The sequence below is a fragment of the Pseudomonas juntendi genome (assembly GCF_021560075.1).
GTDB lineage: Bacteria > Pseudomonadota > Gammaproteobacteria > Pseudomonadales > Pseudomonadaceae > Aquipseudomonas > Aquipseudomonas juntendi.
Genome location: NZ_CP091088.1, coordinates 3,540,690 through 3,558,839 on the forward strand (window position 1 = coordinate 3,540,690; position 18,150 = coordinate 3,558,839).

Annotated in this window: 13 protein-coding genes; 9 read left to right on the forward strand and 4 right to left on the reverse strand. The window is 65.3% G+C overall.

Going from position 1 to position 18,150, the window contains the following annotated elements:
* Positions 1-7: 7 nt before the first annotated feature.
* Both L1P09_RS16640 and L1P09_RS16645 read right to left on the reverse strand, forming a co-directional pair.
* Positions 8-487 (reverse strand): response regulator, encoded by a 480-nt coding sequence (locus L1P09_RS16640; RefSeq protein ID WP_054904870.1) that lies wholly within the window; start codon positions 485-487, stop codon positions 8-10.
* A 167-nt stretch (positions 488-654) separates the two neighbouring features.
* A complete protein-coding gene (locus tag L1P09_RS16645) occupies positions 655-1,131 on the reverse strand; it encodes a sigma-70 family RNA polymerase sigma factor (protein ID WP_054904869.1) in 477 nt (158 codons plus the stop codon).
* A gap of 228 nt (positions 1,132-1,359) precedes the next feature.
* Here L1P09_RS16645 and L1P09_RS16650 point away from each other — a divergent pair, with 228 nt between their 5' ends.
* The 3 genes from L1P09_RS16650 to L1P09_RS16660 are packed head-to-tail and all read left to right on the forward strand — an operon-like array spanning position 1,360 to position 5,910.
* The gene (locus tag L1P09_RS16650; protein ID WP_192440361.1) at positions 1,360-2,538 is read left to right on the forward strand and encodes an efflux RND transporter periplasmic adaptor subunit; all 1,179 of its coding nucleotides are present in this window, start codon (positions 1,360-1,362) and stop codon (positions 2,536-2,538) included.
* Entirely contained in the window at positions 2,539-4,503 is a 1,965-nt protein-coding gene (locus L1P09_RS16655; protein ID WP_054904867.1) for a MacB family efflux pump subunit, read from the forward strand.
* A gap of 3 nt (positions 4,504-4,506) precedes the next feature.
* Entirely contained in the window at positions 4,507-5,910 is a 1,404-nt protein-coding gene (locus tag L1P09_RS16660) for an efflux transporter outer membrane subunit (protein WP_054904866.1), read from the forward strand.
* 23 nt (positions 5,911-5,933) lie between these two features.
* Here the strand turns inward: L1P09_RS16660 and pvdP are convergent, their stop codons facing one another.
* Positions 5,934-7,562 (reverse strand): pyoverdine maturation tyrosinase PvdP, encoded by a 1,629-nt coding sequence (gene pvdP, locus L1P09_RS16665; protein ID WP_235767906.1) that lies wholly within the window; start codon positions 7,560-7,562, stop codon positions 5,934-5,936.
* Positions 7,563-7,782: 220 nt separating this feature from the next.
* Between pvdP and pvdM the strand changes: the two genes are divergently transcribed.
* The 6 genes from pvdM to L1P09_RS16695 all read left to right on the forward strand — a co-directional run bounded on the left by pvdM (position 7,783) and on the right by L1P09_RS16695 (position 17,077).
* On the forward strand, positions 7,783-9,129 hold the full coding sequence (gene pvdM, locus L1P09_RS16670) for a pyoverdine-tailoring dipeptidase-like protein PvdM (RefSeq protein ID WP_235767907.1): 1,347 nt from the start codon (positions 7,783-7,785) through the stop codon (positions 9,127-9,129).
* Between the two features lie 15 nt (positions 9,130-9,144).
* On the forward strand, positions 9,145-10,416 hold the full coding sequence (gene pvdN / locus L1P09_RS16675) for a pyoverdine-tailoring periplasmic protein PvdN (RefSeq protein WP_054904863.1): 1,272 nt from the start codon (positions 9,145-9,147) through the stop codon (positions 10,414-10,416).
* Between the two features lie 14 nt (positions 10,417-10,430).
* Positions 10,431-11,291 (forward strand): dihydropyoverdine dehydrogenase, encoded by an 861-nt coding sequence (gene pvdO, locus L1P09_RS16680; protein ID WP_235767909.1) that lies wholly within the window; start codon positions 10,431-10,433, stop codon positions 11,289-11,291.
* A 116-nt stretch (positions 11,292-11,407) separates the two neighbouring features.
* Positions 11,408-12,742, forward strand: a complete 1,335-nt coding sequence (locus L1P09_RS16685; protein WP_054904861.1) for a lysine N(6)-hydroxylase/L-ornithine N(5)-oxygenase family protein — start codon at positions 11,408-11,410, stop codon at positions 12,740-12,742.
* 16 nt (positions 12,743-12,758) lie between these two features.
* Positions 12,759-14,408 carry a cyclic peptide export ABC transporter gene (locus L1P09_RS16690; protein WP_235767911.1) on the forward strand — a complete coding sequence of 550 codons (1,650 nt, stop codon included), beginning with the start codon at positions 12,759-12,761 and terminating at the stop codon, positions 14,406-14,408.
* Between the two features lie 242 nt (positions 14,409-14,650).
* On the forward strand, positions 14,651-17,077 hold the full coding sequence (locus tag L1P09_RS16695) for a TonB-dependent siderophore receptor (RefSeq protein ID WP_232892683.1): 2,427 nt from the start codon (positions 14,651-14,653) through the stop codon (positions 17,075-17,077).
* 87 nt (positions 17,078-17,164) lie between these two features.
* On the opposite strand, the gene L1P09_RS16700 is transcribed toward L1P09_RS16695, so the two are convergent.
* Positions 17,165-18,118, reverse strand: a complete 954-nt coding sequence (locus L1P09_RS16700; protein WP_232892682.1) for an alpha/beta hydrolase — start codon at positions 18,116-18,118, stop codon at positions 17,165-17,167.
* Positions 18,119-18,150 lie beyond the last annotated feature (32 nt).

Below are 18,150 nucleotides of genomic sequence, written 5' to 3' on the forward strand. Positions count from 1 at the left end.
TGCGCCGTCAGCGGTTGAACACCGTGTGCGCAAAATTGGCCCGCAGCCGTGGCCTGGCTCTGTTGCCGGCCAGGGTATCCGGCAGCGGCAACTGGCCGACCAGCACCGGGGTGTCGATGATCGCCATGAATGTTTCCAGTGCCTCGATATCGGGGGCCTGGGGCAGGCTCAAGCTTACCGCCTGGCGCTCGGCCGGCGGCACTGCGGGCACTTTCAACTGGCTGGAGTGGTAGAGCAGCGCGTGCTGGATCTGCGTGCTGACGCGACAGAACCGCGCCAGGTCGACCCCAGCGTGGCTGGCCAGCTCGATATTGCCCAGCAACAGGTTGAAGGGCTGCAAGGCGCACTGCACCAGGCGCTGCAGCTCTTCAAAGCTCTCCACCGGGGCAATCCGGTAATAGCCCAGGCCGTTGAGCAACCGCTCCAACTGCAAGCGCTGGCACGGGTGGGCGTCGGCGATGAGGATGCGCAGGGTCTTGTTTGCCATGGTCGGACCTGGGCAGTAGGTAATGGGAGCGTTCCACGACCATACTGCGCCGCTAACGGCTATTGCCAGGGCCCTGCCTGGCAGTGGTCTTCTTTGAGAGAAGTCGGGAAAACCGCATAAATCAAGTGACTGGCTGACAGAATTTGCATTTTCCTTGAGCCCGGCAATCAGCACTCCCACTCGCGCATGCGCACCCGGCAATGCTTCATGGCGTTGACGATGTGCTTTTCCACCAGGCTGCGCGAGATGCCCAGGTGCTCGGCGATTTGCTGATGAGACAAGCCTTCGAGCTTGCGCAGCAGGAAGCACTCGCGGCAGACCTTGCTCAACTCATCCAGCGCACGTTGCATCAGCGCCAGGCGCTGGTCGTGCTGCATGTCGTGCGCCGGCGCCGGGGTATGCCAACGCTCGTCGCTGTCTAGCACCTCCAGCGGCTCCGCCTGGCGCACCCGGTGGCGGCGGTGGCGGTCGACCACCAGGTTGAGCGCGGTACGATAGAGGAAGGCACGCGGGTGCTCGATGCGCTCGGCGTGGGTGCGTTCCAGCACCCGCAGATAAGCATCGTGCGCCACGTCCTCGGCGGCCTGACGATTGCCCAGGCGCGCGGAAAGGAAACCCACCAGTTCGCGATAGTAATGTTCCACGACGTTACCTGAGACCGCCCTGCCAGTTTTTGCCGGAACCCCTCCAGACACCAACGCGGGACCGAGTGATATCAAGTTGCGATCTTACAAATTATAATTATTCTCAGCAACAAAGGCTCCTGCCCGAGACAAAGGCTAAATCCGCCCGGCTGACCTTCGTCTATCTGGGACCTCAGTGCGCGCCGCAATCGGGCTGCGCGTGGCCATCACTCCTGGCTGGAAGCCTGCATGACACGTTCAACCAACACCCGCCGTCGCGCCCAGCTCGTAGTCCTGGGCCTGCTGGGCCTGGGCAGCCTGGTGGCCTGGAAAGCCCTGCCCTTCGGGGCTCAGCCAGTCAGCACGGTCGCGGTCACCCGTGCCGATATCGAAAGCAGCGTCACAGCACTGGGTACCCTGCAACCACGGCGTTATGTGGATGTTGGCGCACAGGCGTCCGGGCAGATCCACAAGCTGCACGTCGAGGTCGGCGACACTGTGCGCAAAGGTCAGCTGCTGGTCGAGATCGACCCCTCCACCCAGCAGGCCCGGCTGGATGCCGGGCGCTATTCGATCGACAACCTCAAGGCCCAGCTGGCAGAGCAGCGCGCGCAGTACCAACTGGCCCAGCAACAGCTCAAGCGCCAGCGCGACCTGGCCGCCGCCGGCGCCACCCGAGACGAAGACGTGCAAACGGCTGACGCCCAGCTGAAGGTCACCCAGGCCCGCATCGACATGTTTCAGGCGCAAATCCGCCAGGCCCAGGCCAACCTGCGCAGCGATGAAGCCGAGCTGGGCTACACCCGAATCTACGCACCGATGAACGGCACGGTGGTGGCAGTCGATGCCCGCGAAGGGCAAACCCTCAATGCCCAGCAACAAACCCCGTTGATCCTGCGCATAGCCAAGCTCTCGCCAATGACCGTGTGGGCGCAGGTGTCCGAAGCCGACATCGGCAAGGTCAAGCCCGGCATGACCGCCTACTTCACCACCCTGGCCGGCGGCAAGCGCCGCTGGACCAGCACCGTGCGGCAGATCCTGCCGATCCCGCCCAAGCCGCTGGACCAGGCCAGCCAGGGCGGTGGCAGCCCCGCCAGTGCCATCGCCGGCACCACCGGCGCCCAAGTGGTGCAATACACCGTGCTGCTCGATGTGGAAAACCCGGATGGCGCCCTGATGGCCGAGATGACCACCCAGGTGTTCTTCGTCGCCGGCCAGGCCAGCCAAGTGCTCACGGCGCCACTGGCAGCCCTGGATGGTGCCGGCGACGAAGGCGTGCGCCTGGCCCAGGTGGTCACCCGCGACGGCAAGATCGAACAGCGCAAGGTGCGCACCGGCCTGAGCGATCGCTTGCGCGTGCAGATACTCGACGGCCTTGCCGAAGGCGAGCAACTGGTCATCGGCGCCCCAGCCGCCAGCGGAGGTTGAATGACAGCGCCCTTGATCGAACTCACTGACATCCGCAAGCACTACGGCGGCATCGACTCGCCGAAGGTGGAAGTGCTACGCGGCATCAGCCTGAGCATCCACCCCGGCGAGTTCGTCGCCATCGTCGGTGCCTCCGGCTCGGGCAAGTCGACCCTGATGAACATACTTGGCTGCCTCGATCGCCCTACCACCGGCAGCTTCCGCTTCGCCGGCAAGGATGTTGCCGAGCTGGACAGTGACGAACTGGCCTGGCTGCGGCGCGAAGCCTTCGGCTTCGTATTCCAGGGCTACCACCTGATCCCCTCCGGCTCGGCCCAGGAAAACGTCGAGATGCCGGCCATCTATGCCGGCACCCCGGCCGCCGAGCGCCATGCCCGCGCTTCGGCCCTGCTCGAACGCCTCGGCCTGGCCAGCCGCACGGGCAACCGCCCGCACCAGTTGTCTGGCGGCCAGCAGCAGCGGGTATCGATCGCCCGCGCCTTGATGAACGGCGGCCACATCATCCTCGCCGACGAACCCACCGGTGCCCTGGACAGCCACAGCGGCGCCGAAGTCATGGCCCTGCTAGACGAACTGGCCAGCCAGGGCCATGTGATCATCCTCATCACCCACGACCGTGAAGTGGCGGCCCGGGCGCGACGGGTGATCGAAATTCGCGACGGCCTGGTGATCAGCGACTCGGCGGCCGACCGGCCCCTCCACGCGGCGCACCCAGGCCTGCAGGCCGACGACCTGCGCCAGCGCCTGGACCGCGGCGCCACCTTGCGCGGGGCCTGGAAGGGCGAGTTGCTCGAGGCCCTGCAAGCGGCCTGGCGGGTCATGTGGATCAACCGCTTCCGCACCGCCCTGACCCTGCTCGGCATCGTCATCGGCGTGGCCTCGGTGGTAGTGATGCTGGCTGTCGGCGAAGGCAGCAAGCGCCAGGTCATGGCCCAGATGGCGGCGTTCGGCTCGAACATCCTCTACCTCAGTGGCCGCCACGCCACGCTGCGCGAACCGGCCGGCATCGTCACGCTGGACGATGTCGCCGCCATCGCCCAGTTACCGCAGGTCCAACGCATCATGCCGGTGATCGGCGACCAGTTGACCGTGCGCCACGGCAACAACAACCAGCAGTTCTATGTCGGCGGCAATAACACCCAGTTTTCCGAGATCCTCAACTGGCCAGTGGTCGAAGGCAACTTCTTCACCGAAGCTGACGAACGGGCTGCCGCCGCCGTGGCGGTGATCGGCCAGAAGGTACGGGACAAGCTCATGGAGCCTGGCAGCGATCCGCTGGGCCAGTACCTGCTGATCGGCAACGTGCCCTTCCAGGTGGTCGGCCTGCTCGCCGGCAAAGGTGCCAGCTCCGGCGACCAGGACAGCGACGAGCGCATTGTGGTGCCCTACTCCGCCGCGTCCGTACGCCTGTTCGGCAAGCAAGACCCGGAATACGTGATCATCGCCGCAGCCGATTCGAGCCGGGTGAGCGAAACCGAGCGGGCAATCGCCCACCTGATGCGCCAGCGCCACCAGGACAAGCAGGACTTCGAACTGACCAACGACGCCGCGCTGATCCAGGCCGAGGCGCGCACGCAGAACAGCCTGTCGCTGATGCTCGGTGCCATCGCCGCCATTTCCCTGCTGGTCGGCGGTATCGGCGTGATGAACATCATGCTCATGACCGTGCGCGAACGTACCCGCGAGATTGGTATCCGCATGGCCACCGGCGCCCGCCAGCGCGATATCCTGCGTCAGTTCCTCAGCGAGGCGGTGATGCTCTCGATGGTCGGCGGGGTGACGGGTATCGTGCTGGCACTGTGCATCGGTGGCGGCCTGATGCTCGCCGACATCGCCGTGGCATTCGCCCTGCCCGCCATTCTCGGCGCCTTCACCTGCGCCGTCATCACCGGCGTGGTGTTCGGTTTCATGCCGGCCCGCAAGGCTGCGCGCCTTGATCCGGTCAAAGCCCTTACCAGCGTATAGCCCATGACATTGCCAAGCCGCATCAGCCTGTTGACCCTCAGCCTGGCCCTGGCCGCCTGCAGCACACCGCCCGCCCCCGAGGCCGGCATTACCGAGCCGCCAACCTGGCAATCCCGAGCCGACGCCTCCAGCCAGGCCCTGCCGGATGCTCACTGGTGGCAAGCCTTCTCCAGCGGCGAACTGGACCGCCTGGTCGAACGCGCCCGGCACAACAGCCACGACCTGGCCGCCGCCGCGGCACGGGTGCGCCAGGCCCAGGCGCAGGCTGTGATCGCCGGCGCTGCGCGGCTGCCGGAGCTGACGCTCGGAGTGGACGGCAGCCGCCAGCGCCTGTTGCGCGGCGACGGCAACGACCAACTCGACGCCAGCAGCAGCGAGCGCACCAGCACCTCATTCGGCACGCGCTTGAGCGCCAGCTACGAGGTCGATTTCTGGGGCGGCATCCGCGCCGCCCGCGACAGCGCCCTGCATGGCCTGGACGCCAGCCGCTTCGATCGCCAGACGGTGGAGCTGACGCTGACCAGCGCCGTCGCCGATAGCTACCTGCAGGGCCTGGCGCTGCAGGAGCAGCTGCGCATCGCCCGGCTGAACCTCAAAAACGCCCGGGACGTGCTGGGCCTGGTCGAGGCGCGCCAGCGCTCTGGCTCGACCACGCGACTGGAGCTGGCGCAGCAACGCAGCCTGGTGGCGGCCCAGGAGCGCCAGGTACCCCTGCTGGAGCAGCAATGGCAGAACAACCGGATAACCCTTGCCACCTTGCTCGGTGATCCGGTGCAGGCATTACCGAACACCAACGAATCGATCGCTACCCTGCGCTGGCCGGCGATCGGCAGCGGGGTGCCCAGCGACCTGCTCGGCCGACGCCCCGACATTGCCGCCGCCGAGGCCCGGCTGGCCGCCGCCAGCGCCAACGTACAAGTGGCCAGGGCCGCCATGCTGCCCAAGCTGACCCTGGGAGCAGACCTGGGTAGCGGGGCACGGACCTTCGCCGATATCCTCGGCAGCCCCTTCTATACCCTCACTGCCGGCATTGCCACACCCATCTTCAACAACGGCCGCCTGCGCGCCAAGCGCGAACTGGCCAGTGCCGAACAGGAAGAGCTGCTGCACGATTACCGCGCCGCAATCCTGGCAGGTTTCGCCGACGTGGAAAAAGCGCTGAATGCGATCCATGGCGTAGACCGCCAGCGGCAATGGCAGGACCAGGAGGTACAGGAAGCACGCACCGCCTTCGCCCTGGCACAGCAGCGCTACAGCGCCGGCGCCGAAACGCTGCTGACGGTGCTGGAAACCCAGCGCACGCTGTATGTTGCCCAGGACCAGCAGGCGCAGCTGCACCTGGCTCGGCTGCAGGGCAGCGTGGCGTTGTACAAGGCTCTGGGAGGTGGCTGGCAGGTCGAGCGCTGATGCATTCCCTGTGGGGCGCGGTGTCAGCGCTTCGCCAGTTTCAGGTTGCGTGCGTACCAGGGCCGCTGCGGCACCTTCGGCCGCAAGCTGGCAAACAGGTCGTCATCGGCGAAGATGATACGCAGCGCCAGCTTCATTGTCTCTGGGTCCATCTCCACACTGCGCCCCGGCCGCAGCCCCGGCACAGTCGAACAGCCATGGGTATCCGGCCCCAGCCATGGGTCGGATACCTCTACCCAGCGCCCAGGCGCGAACCACGGCACACCGTTGACCTCGGCGCGCCGCACCTGGCCGGGATGCACACGCTCGTGGGCGCGGAACCAGTCCTCGATGCGGTCATCGATCCAGCCATGGAAGTGCCAGAACACCGGGTTTACATGGGATGAAAACGGGTCGCCAAGGAAGTCGTTTTCCGCCTCGAACCAGCGTGCGGCAAAGTCCTCCGGCTGGCGCGCGAACGGCACCGGCAAGCCGCTGGACGGGTCGCGCGGCACCGAGGCCCAGCGCATGTGCAACCAATCGTGCAGGCCCAGTTCCATCTCCGAACCGAACTGCGCAAGGGTGAGCGTACTCAGGTAATGCGGGTCGCTGTACCTCGACTCCCAGACCTGGAAGTTACCGTGGAAAGTATCCGGCGTCTTGATATCGCGCACCCACTGGGTATACGCCGCATCGTCCGCAGCCAGCCAGGTGGGTGGCAAGGCCGTACCGTCATGGTTGTCAAAATAGTTGGCAAAGCCGACCCGGTCGCGTTCGAGCTCTGGCTGCGGCAGCGGGAACCGCGCCCACGACGGCAGGTCCTGAATGACCCGGGCAGCACGCAGCATGTCCCGGTGCATGAAGAAAAAGTCCTCGCCCGAGCCATTGCGATCCTTGTGCCGGCCACGGGCGTCACGCTCACGGTCGCGCGGCCCGGGCTGCCAGCCCAAGCCGCGCAGGGCCGCCTGCTTGTCCTTGTCGAGGTTGTGCCACTTGTCACGCGAGGCATGCCACAATTGGTGGAACAGGCGGTGCTCCGGCGCAATCAGCCAGGCCAGCAAGGCCGGGGACAGAGGCGTGCGCTCGCGAGCCTCGGGGAAACTGCGCTTGAGCGCGACAAAAGTGTTGTCCTGCACGGGTAGGGTCAACGAACGCCCCAGCGCAGCGATGCACCCGTTCAGGGTGGCCTGCCCGGCATTGCCGAACTCACCCCAGACTTCGTCGAGTACCACCGTGCATTGGTAGTCAGCCTGCCCTTCCCCCGGCGCGGTAGAAAACAGCCGCCAACGCAAGGTCCTGTTCGCATCGGTCAGCAGGTCACCGACTACCCGATAACGCGGCGCCTCGGCACCCCGCAGGCGCTCGGGCGTGTCCAGGTAACCACGCAGGCCGCGGCCACTTGGGGCAACATCGAGAAACATTTCCAGCTCACCCTCAGGCAGGCCGGGCAGCCCGGCATCTTTCCCTTGCAGTGTAAAACGCCAGATCCCGCGCAAGGTGTCGCCCAATTGCTGCAGCGCCGCATCGGCCAGTTCCACCACCGCCTCACCGGGGGTTTCCGGAAACTGCTCGTCGAACCGCTGGCGCTGCACATGCTGCGCATACATCGCGCCGGGCACCGCCACGCCTGCCAATGCCACACCGGCGATGAACCCGCGTCGAGAAATCGTCATTGCAACTACCTGAGCATTCATTGCGGCCGTGGAGCACGGCCCGTCCAAGGCTAAAACGTTGCATCTTCGGCGAAATTTAATGCCAGGCTTGGCTCGGCCTGGTTCGAAGCCGGCGATAAATTTGCCCGGCGGTCGCTCGTTCACCTGATACCCAAGCCCTGCCCAAGCAGCACGTTGTGCGTCGGCAGGCCGCCCCGATCAACCGTGCAACGAGATGGCAATGACCAAGACCTGTTCCCGCAAGGCCCTTTACATTGGCCTACCCCTGGCCCTGGTGGCCGCCCTGGGGGGTGTCGCCGGCTATTTCTTCTGGCAACAGCAGCACGCCGGCTATCCGCTGAAAATCGTGCAACAGGCCAACGACCTGCACGAGCACATGCTGTCGTTCGACAGCCATGTCACCGTGCCCCTCGAACTGGGCAGCGCCGGCCAGGAAATCGACAAGGACGGCCCGGGCCAGTTCGACCTGGTCAAGGCCAACCGGGGCCGCCTGTCCGGTGCGGCGCTGACCATCTTCGGCTGGCCGGAAATCTGGAACGGCCCAAACGCCCCGCACCGCCCTACCCCCGGTTTCGTCGATGCCGCCCGGCAGGAACAGGAAGCCCGCTACAAGATCATCAGCGGGATGGTCCGTGACTTCCCCAACCAGGTCGGCATCGCCTACACCCCCGACGACTTCCGCCGGCTCAATGGCGAAGGCAAGTTCGCCATCTTCATCAGCATGCTCAACGCCTACCCACTGGGCCACGACCTGTCGCAGCTGGACTTGTGGGCTGCGCGCGGCGTGCGCATGTTCGGCTTCAGCTACACGGGCAACAACGACTGGGCGGACTCCTCGCGCCCACTGCCGTTCTTCAACGACACCGCCGACGCCCTCGGTGGCCTGTCGCCGCTGGGTGAGCAGGCGGTCAAGCGCCTCAACGATCTGGGCGTGATCATCGACGTATCGCAGATGTCCACCCTGGCACTTGAAGATGTCGCCCGCCTTAGCCGCGCGCCCATGGTGGCCTCGCACTCCGCGCCCCGGGCGCTGGTAGACATCCCGCGCAACCTCTCCGACAAGGAGATGCAGTTGATCAAGGACAGCGGCGGTGTCATCCAGGTGGTCGGCTTCGGCCAATACCTCAAGCCCCTGAGCAAGCCGGTGATTGAAAAACTCGACGCCCTGCGCGCGCGCTTCGACCTGCAACCCCTGCAGGGCCTGGCCAACGCGCTGATGCCGGGCGATGCGGTGATCGCCATCTGGCCCGAAGCGCGTTTCGGCGAATACGCCAGCGCGCTGTACAGCACGCTGGAAGAAGAGCCCAAGGCTACCCTCGCGCAGTACGTCGACGCCATCGACTATACGGTGAAGAAAGTCGGCATCGACCATGTCGGCATCAGCTCTGACTTCAACGATGGCGGCGGCCCGGACGGCTGGAATGACGTCAGCGAAATCCGCAACGTCACCGCCGAACTGCTGACCCGAGGCTACAGCGAAACGGACATCGCGAAGCTCTGGGCAGGCAACTTCCTGCGCGTCTGGGAACAGGTGCAGAAAGCTGCCCGCCCCGTCGCCAATCGCTGAACAAGGCCGACACACATGAGTAACCGCCGCACTTTCCTCAAACAGGCGGGGCTGCTGGCCGCAAGCCTGCCACTGTTACCCCAGGCCCTGGCCCAGCCCGCCAAGCCGTTGGCCGGCCCCGACAAGTGGCGCAACCTGCGCGAGCTGTTTCCACTCGACCCGCAGATTGCGCATTTCGCCAACTTCCTGGTCACCGCCCATCCGCGCCCGGTACAGGAAGCCATCGATCGCCACCGCGCCGACCTGGATCGCAACCCAGCTGCGCTGATGGATTGGGAAAGCCAGTACGAATGGCAGCGCGAAGATGAAGTACGCGAGTGGGCCGCGCGCTACCTGGAGGTCGGCCCGCGCCAGATCGCCCTGACCGGCAGCACCACCGAAGGCCTGGCGATGATCTATGGCGGCCTCAAAGTCGGCGCCGGGCAGGAGGTGCTGATTACCGAGCACGAACACTATTGCGCGCAGAAGGCGCTGGAGTTCCGCAACCAGCGCCAGGGCACCGCGGTGCGCCAGATCCGCCTGTTCGACGACCCATGGACGGTCTCCACCGACCAGGTACTGAGCACCCTCGACAAGGCCATCAAGCCCAACACCCGGGTGCTGGGCATGACCTGGGTGCACTCTGGCAGCGGCGTCAAGCTGCCGGTGGGCGAGATCGGTGAACTGGTGCGCCGGCACAACCGCGAGCGCAGCGAAGCCGAGCGCATCCTGTACGTGGTCGACGGTGTGCATGGCTTCGGCGTGGAGAACGCCCGCTTCGCCGACTTCAACTGCGACTACTTCATCGCCGGTACGCACAAGTGGATGTTCGGCCCGCGCGGCACCGGGATCATCTGCGCTGCCTCCACCGGCATGCAGCACCTGGTGCCCAGCGTCGCCACCTTCTCCCGCGATGAGGACTTCGCCACCATCATGACCCCGGGCGGCTACCACGCCTTCGAGCACCGCTGGGCCACAAGCGAGGCCTTCAAGCTGCACCTGCAACTGGGCAAGGCCGAGGTGCAGCAGCGCATACACCAGCTCAACAGCCTGCTCAAACAGCGCCTGCTCGAGCACCGCCAGATCCAGCTGGTGACCCCGCGCAGCGAACAGTTCTCCGCCGGTTTCACCTTCTTGCGCATCAAGGATCGTGACGCCGACGCCGTGGCCGCGCACCTCACCACCAACAAGGTGATGTGCGACGCCGTAGACCGCGACGTCGGCCCGGTGATCCGCCTGGCCCCAAGCCTGCTCAACGACGAGCAGCAGATAGACCGGGTCATGTCCCTCATTACCCAGCAACTTTGAACAAGGCATCTTCCATGAGCGCACCCCTGCAACGCCTCACCCTGGCCGCCGTGCTGGCCGCCTGCAGCCTGCCGGCCCTGGCCGCGCAGCCGTCGGACAAGCCCGGCACAGTGTTCCGCGACTGCGACAAGGCCTGCCCGGAAATGGTCGTGCTGCCCGCCGGTACCTTTACCATGGGCACCCCGCCCGACGAGATGGGCCGCCAGGACGACGAAGGTCCGCAGCACCCGGTCACCTTCGCCAAGCCGTTCGCCATCAGCCGCTTCCAGATCACTGCCGCTGAATGGGCCGCCTACCAGAAGGCCACCGGCATCGTCATCGCCGACGGCGACGATCGCCCCGGGCGGCGCTGCACCAATAGCAAGCCCAGCTACCAGCAAGGCCCTCGCCAGCCGGCGGTGTGCATGAGCTACCAAGACATCGAGCACTATGTGGCCTGGCTGTCGCAGAAAACCGGCAAGCACTACGCCATGGTCAGCGAAGCGCAGCGCGAATACGCCGCACGCGGCGGCAGTACCGGCATGTTCCCGTTCGAGCCGGACGCCAATCTCGAGATCAGCAAGAACGCCAACGTCTACGGCCCCAAGGACGGCTTCAGCTACAGCTCACCGGTGGGCAGTTTCCCGGCCAATGCCTTCGGTGTGTACGACATGCACGGCAACGTCTACGAGTGGGTCGCCGACTGTTACCACGACAGCTATGTCGGCGCGCCGGCCGACGGCAGCGCCTGGAAGGAAGCCGGCTGCCGGCAGATCTCGATCCGCGGCAACGACTGGGGCGAGGCACCGATCTTCTCGCGCTCGGGCAACCGCAACACCACCGTGCGCGACGACCGTGGCGACTGGATCGGATTCCGCGTGGCCCGCGAGCTGTAAAGCGCCAGGCGGCGGTAAATTCTCCGCCAGCAGGCTCGTTCCTATCGGTGTACTTGCGCAGGACACGGGGCGCCCTTCAGCGGCGCCCCCACTCGACCATCCAAGGAACCGCAACCATGAGCCAGACCTCTTCCCCCGAAAAAATCCACGACCTGATCGGCGTCGGCTTCGGCCCTTCCAACCTGGCCCTGGCCATCGCCCTGGAAGAGCTCGCCGAGACCAACGGCCATGCTCTCGACGCCCTGTTCATCGACAAGCAGACCGACTACCGCTGGCACGGCAACACCCTGGCCACCCAGAGTGAGTTGCAGATCTCCTTCCTCAAGGACCTGGTTTCGCTGCGCAACCCTACCAGCCCCTACAGCTTCGTGAACTACCTGCACCAGAAGCAGCGCCTGGCCGATTTCATCAACCTGGGCACCTTTTACCCCTGCCGCCTGGAGTACAACGACTACCTGCGCTGGGCCGCCGAGCACTTTGCCACCCAGGCGGTGTACGGCGAGGAAGTGCTGCGCATCGAACCTGAGCTGCGCGAGGGCAAGGTCGACCACCTGCGCATCGTCTCCCGCGACCCGCAGGGCCGTGAAACCCAACGCCGTGCCCGCTCGGTGGTGGTCGGCAGCGGCGGCACGCCGAAGATCCCCGACGCCTTCCGCGCCTTCAGGAACGACCCGCGGGTATTCCACCACTCCCAGTACCTGAGCGCACTGCAGCAGCTGCCTTGCAACGAAGGCAAGCCGATGCGCATCGCCGTGGTCGGCTCCGGGCAGAGCGCCGCCGAGGCCTTCATCGATCTCAATGACAGCTATCCATCGGTCAAGGTCGACATGATCCTGCGCGCCTCGGCCCTCAAGCCGGCCGACGACAGCCCGTTCGTCAACGAGATCTTCGCCCCCGAGTACACCGACCTGGTGTTCAACCAGCCCCACGCCGAGCGCGAGAAGCTGGTCAGCGAATACCACAACACCAACTACTCGGTAGTCGACGTTGACCTGCTCGAGCGCATCTACGGCATCCTTTACCGCCAGAAGGTCGCGCACCTGCACCGCCACGCCGTGCTGTGCCGCCGCACCATCGAAGATGTGGTGGAAACCGCCGCAGGCATCGAGCTGACCTTGCGCGACCTGGCCACCGATGTGCGCCAGACCCACCGCTACGACGCGGTGATCCTCGCCACCGGCTACGAACGCCGCTCGCACCGCGAATTGCTGGCCCCCCTGCAGCAGCACCTGAAGGACTTCGAGGTAGACCGCGACTACCGCGCGCTGGCCCACTCCGAGTTCGGCGCCAACGTCTACCTGCAAGGGTTCTGCGAAGCCTCCCACGGCCTCAGCGACACGCTGCTGTCGGTATTGCCGGCACGTGCGGCGGAGATCGGCCAGTCGCTCTACCAGCATCTGGGCAAGCAGGCCAGCAACGCGCCAGCCAGCCTGCGCCAGACCTGCGCCTGAGGACGGGAACCAGCCGATGAGCACTTCCAACCGCGGGGCCCTGCGTGAATTGCTGGCCCTGCTCAAGCCATTCTGGCCGATCGTCACCCTGTCCATCTTCCTCGGCATGATCGGGGGCCTGAGCGTGACCACGCTGTTGGCCACCATCAACGGCGCGCTGCACGCCGAGGGCGACCTGGGGCACAGCCTGATCCTGGGCTTTGCCGGGTTGTGCCTGCTGGCACTGGTGAGCACGATCCTGTCGGATATCGGTACCAACTACGTTGGCCAGCACATCATCGCCCGCCTGCGCAAGACCCTGGGGGAGAAGGTGCTCGCCGCGCCGATCGAGCAGATCGAGCGCTTTCGCAGCCACCGTCTGATTCCGGTACTGACCCATGATGTCGACACCATCAGCGACTTCGCCTTCGCCTTCGCGCCGCTGGCGATTTCGCTGACGGTGACCTTGGGCTGCCTGGGCTACCTGGCCATGCTGTCGTGGCCGATGTTCCTGCTGATGCTGGCGGCCATCGCCGTGGGCACGAGCGCCCAGTACCTCGCGCAATCGGTAGGCGTGCGTGGCTTCATGGCCGCCCGCGACGCCGAGGACGACCTGCAACGCCAGTACAACGCCGTGGCCGGTGGTGCCAAGGAACTGCGCATCCACCGCCCACGTCGCCACCGCATGTTCGTGCATGGCATCCAGGCCACCGCGGATTTCATCTGCAAGACCCAGATCCGCGCAATCAACACCTTCGTGATCGCCAAGACCTTCGGCTCCATGTTGTTCTTCGTGGTCATTGGCATCGCACTGCTGATGCACGGTGCCGGCCCAGGGCAGGACAAAGCGGTCATCAGTGGCTTCGTCCTGGTGCTGCTGTACATGAAAGGCCCGCTGGAGCACCTGATCGGTACGCTGCCCATCGTCGGCCGCGCCGGCATCGCCTTCCAGCGCATCGCCGAGCTTTCCCGGCAGTTTTCCTCACCCGAGCCGCACCTGCTGCTGACCGACGCACCGGCTGCCAAGGCCAAGGTGCGCAGCCTGGAACTGGTCGGGGTGAGCTACGCCTTCCCAGCGGTGGGCGATGCCGCGCCCTTCCGGCTGGGGCCGGTCAACCTGCGGATCGAACAGGGCGAAATCGTCTTCATTGTCGGCGAGAATGGCTGTGGCAAGACCACGCTGATCAAGCTGTTGCTGGGACTCTACGCACCACAACAGGGGCATATCGCGCTGGATGACAAGATCATCGATGCCAGCGACAGGGACCCGTATCGCCAGCTGTTCACCACGATCTTCGCCGACTACTACCTGTTCGACGATGTGATCCAGGGTGAACAGAGCATTCCCGAAGATGCCAGCCAGTATCTGGAACGCCTGGAAATCTCACACAAGGTGAGCATCCAGGACGGCAAGTTCACCACCACCGACCTGTCCACCGGGCAACGCAAGCGCCTGGCGCTGATCAATGCCTGGCTGGAGCATCGCCCGGTGCTGGTGTTCGACGAGTGGGCGGCCGACCAGGACCCTACCTTCCGCCGGATCTTCTACACCGAGCTGCTGCCCGACCTCAAGCGCCTGGGCAAGACCATCATCGTGATCTCCCACGATGATCGCTACTTCGATATCGCCGACCAACTGGTACGCATGGAGGCCGGTCGCGTGGTCACCCAGCACGTCGCGGCCTGACCCTTGCGACGCGCGTGGCGCACGGCCTGGCCAGTCCGGAGCACGGCGCCGCGATCCGCCCGCAAGGAAGGGGGAACAGCCGACGCCATGGCATTCCCCCTGCGGGGTTTTCATCAGATAAATCGCCAAGCACAGATTGCTGATTCTTTTTTCCGGTTTCCAATCCGTGATGCGTCTAATTATCAGTTACTGAACATTCCAAAAGAAAAACTGCCCACGTCCCTCAGGAGTTCCTTTCACCCATGCACCGCCCGAACCTGTCCCCGACCCTTCTGGCACGCGCCGTACGTCCATCGCAGTCGAACCGTATGGTACTGCCGGGTGCCCTGCTGGCCCTGATGCTGCTGGGGAGCAGCGCAGCCCACGCCGAACAGGTCTCCGTCAACATCGCCGCCCAGCCGCTGTCCAGCGCCCTGCAGCAACTGGGTCAGCAGACGCAGATGCAGATCCTCTACAGCCCGGAATTGGTGCAAGGTCTGAAATCCAGCCCGGTATCCGGCTCGCTGTCGACCGACGAGGTGCTGCAGCGCATGCTCCAGGGCAGCGGCCTGTCCTACCGCGTGGACGGCCACACCATCCTGCTGGTACCGCCACCCAGTGCCGGCGAGGCCGCACTGGAGCTGAGCCCAACCTCGATTTCGGGCATGGCGCCAGGTTCGGTCACCGAAGGCTCCGGCCTGTACACCACCTACATGTCCAGTAGCTCGACGCGCCTGAACCTGACCCAGAAGGAAACGCCGCAATCGGTCACCGTGGTCACCCGCCAGCGCCTGGACGACCAGAAGCTGACCAACCTGACCGAAGTGCTCGAGGCCACCCCGGGCATCACCGTGCTGCGCACCGGCATCGGCGCCGAGAACGACACCTACTGGTCGCGCGGCTTCCAGATCAACAACTTCGAGATCGACGGTGTTCCCACCTCCCCGCGCCTGGACAACACCACCCAGAGCACGGCGATGTACGACCGTGTCGAAATCGTGCGTGGCGCCACCGGCCTGATCAGCGGCACCGGCACCCCGTCGGCGACCATCAACATGATCCGCAAGCGCCCGACCGCGACCTTCCAGGGCAGCGTGACCGCCGAAGCTGGCAGCTGGGACCGTTACGGCACCGGATTCGACGTTTCCGGCCCACTGACCGACAGCGGCAACGTCCGCGGGCGTCTGGTGGTCGACTACAAGACCCAGAACTCCTTCGTCGACCGCCTCGAGCAGGATACGCAGCTGATCTACGGTATCTCCGAGTTCGACCTCAGCGATGCAACCATGCTGACCGTCGGTTTCAGTTACCTCAATACCCAGGTCGACGACCCGCTGCGCACCGGCTTCCAGGTCCGCTACGCCGACGGCAGCAAGACCGACTTCAGCCGCTCGAAGAACAGTTCGCCAACCTGGTCGTACAACGACCGCAAACAGACCAATGTCTTCACCTCCCTCGAGCATCAGTTCGACAACGGCTGGAGTGGCAAGGTCGAGCTCAGCCACAGCGTCATGGACTTCGACGAGCTGATCAACTACATGAACGGCGAGATCAGTCCGGTGGACGGCTCGGGCGCCTACATGTACCCCAACCGCTGGTCGGGCAAGCCTCGCCAGAACAACCTCGACGCCTACCTGACCGGCCCGTTCACCCTGTTCGGTCGCGAGCATGAACTGATCACCGGGGTCACCCTGTCCCGCTACACCGAAAACACCCCGGATCACGGTGGCTGGTTCGGTCCCTGGACCGGCTATGACGGCACCATCGACAATGTCTGGGACTGGAAAGGCCAGGGCCCGCGCCCGGACACCACCACCATCGGCAAAACCTACATCCAGGAAAACCAGTACGCCGCCTACATGACCGGTCGCTTCCACGTGACCGACGACCTGGCCGTGATTCTCGGCGGTCGCGTCACCGACTGGCGACGCACCAGCGACTACCAGAACTGGAGTGATCCGACGCTCGACAACAAGAGTGACGAGAACCGCCACGGCGTGTTCCTGCCCTATGCCGGCGTGGTCTACGACCTCAACGACACCTGGTCGGTCTACGGCAGCTACACCAAGATCTTCAACCCGCAGCCCTATGGCGTGCACGATGAGAATTACAAGGCCCTCGACCCACAGGAAGGCACCGGTTACGAGCTGGGCGTGAAAGGCAGCTTCAACGAGGAAAAACTCAACGCCAGCCTGGCGCTGTTCCGCATCGACCAGGACAACCTGGCCGTCTATGAGCGTGCGCCGGACATCTACCGCGCCGAGCAGGGCACCACCACCAAGGGCGTGGAGCTGGAGCTCAACGGCGAGCTGGCCGAGGGCTGGCAGGCGTTCGCCGGCTACGCCTACAGCGTCAGCACCGACTCCGACGACAACCGCATCGTCACCAACACCCCCCGTCACAGCGCCAAGACCTTCACTACCTATCGCCTGCCCGGCATTCTGGACAACAAGCTGACCATCGGCGGTGGCGTGAACTGGCAGAGCAAGACCGGCCAGGACCTGCACACCTTCACCCAGGGCAGCTATGCCGTGACCAACCTCATGGCGCGCTACGACATCACCCGGAACCTGAGCGCAACGCTCAACCTCAACAACGTCTTCGACCGCAAGTACTTCTCCTACGTCGACAGCTGGGGCGTGTACGGCGCGCCCCGCAACTTCATGACCGGCGTGCAGTACAAGTTCTGACCGCAACCACGACCCAGGGCGCAAGGCCCTGGGTCGTCGGCAACGTAAAAGGGCCGCATGGCGGCCCTCCCTATCCAGTGCAAACCATCAGTTCAAGGCGTCACGCAGTACCTGCGCCAACCTCTCATACACCGTGTCGATCTCGGCCGTGACCAAGCGCATGCGCAGAAAGTCGTGCACCAACCCCTCGAACACCTCGCAGCTGACCGCTACCCCCTGCTCGCGCAGGTGACGTACATAGGCCTGGCCTTCATCCAGCAATGGATCGAAACCTGCCAGGCCGATGTAGGCCGGCGCCACGCCCTGCAAGCCGGTGGCCAGCAGCGGCGAGAAACGCCAGTTCGAGCGGTCCTCGGCCTGGCGCGCATAATGGTCGTAGAACCACTCCAGGGTGGCGCTCTCCAGCAGGTAGCCCTCGGCGAACAGCGTACGCGACTCCCAGCGCTTCGAGGCATCGGCCACTGGATAGCAAAGCAATTGCAGCCGCGGCTGTACAGGCCCACCCAGGTGTGCGGCGTCGATCGCCAGCACGCTGGCCAGGGTCGCGCCGACACTGTCGCCGCCCACGGCGACCCGGCTGGCATCCAGCCCCCACTCGCGCCCGTTGTGTGCCAGCCACGCCAAGGCATCGGCGCAGTCGTTGAGCGCCACCGGAAAGCGTTGCTCGGGCGCGCGTCGGTAATCGACGGTCAGCACCGCGCAGGGGGTGCGCGCGCAGAACTCGCGACAGACGCCATCGTGCGAGGCGATGCTGCCCACCACGAATCCACCACCGTGCAGGTACAGCAGCACCGGCAGTGGTTGCTCGGCAGGCGCGCAGGGCCGGTAAAGACGCAGCGCCAGGGTGGCGCCATCGCGAGCCTGGCAATGCAGGTCCTGGCTATGGACCTGCGGCGCTTCCCAACGCATACGCACGGAGGCCTGCTCGAAGGCGTCGCGCGCCTGGGCGGGGGTCGAACGGTGGAAGGCCATGGACTGGCCATCGCCAGGGCTGGCGTCGACCAGGTCGAGGAATTCGGCAATTTCAGGGTTCAGTGGCATGACTCGGTTCCTGGGCCGGACGCACCCGCATC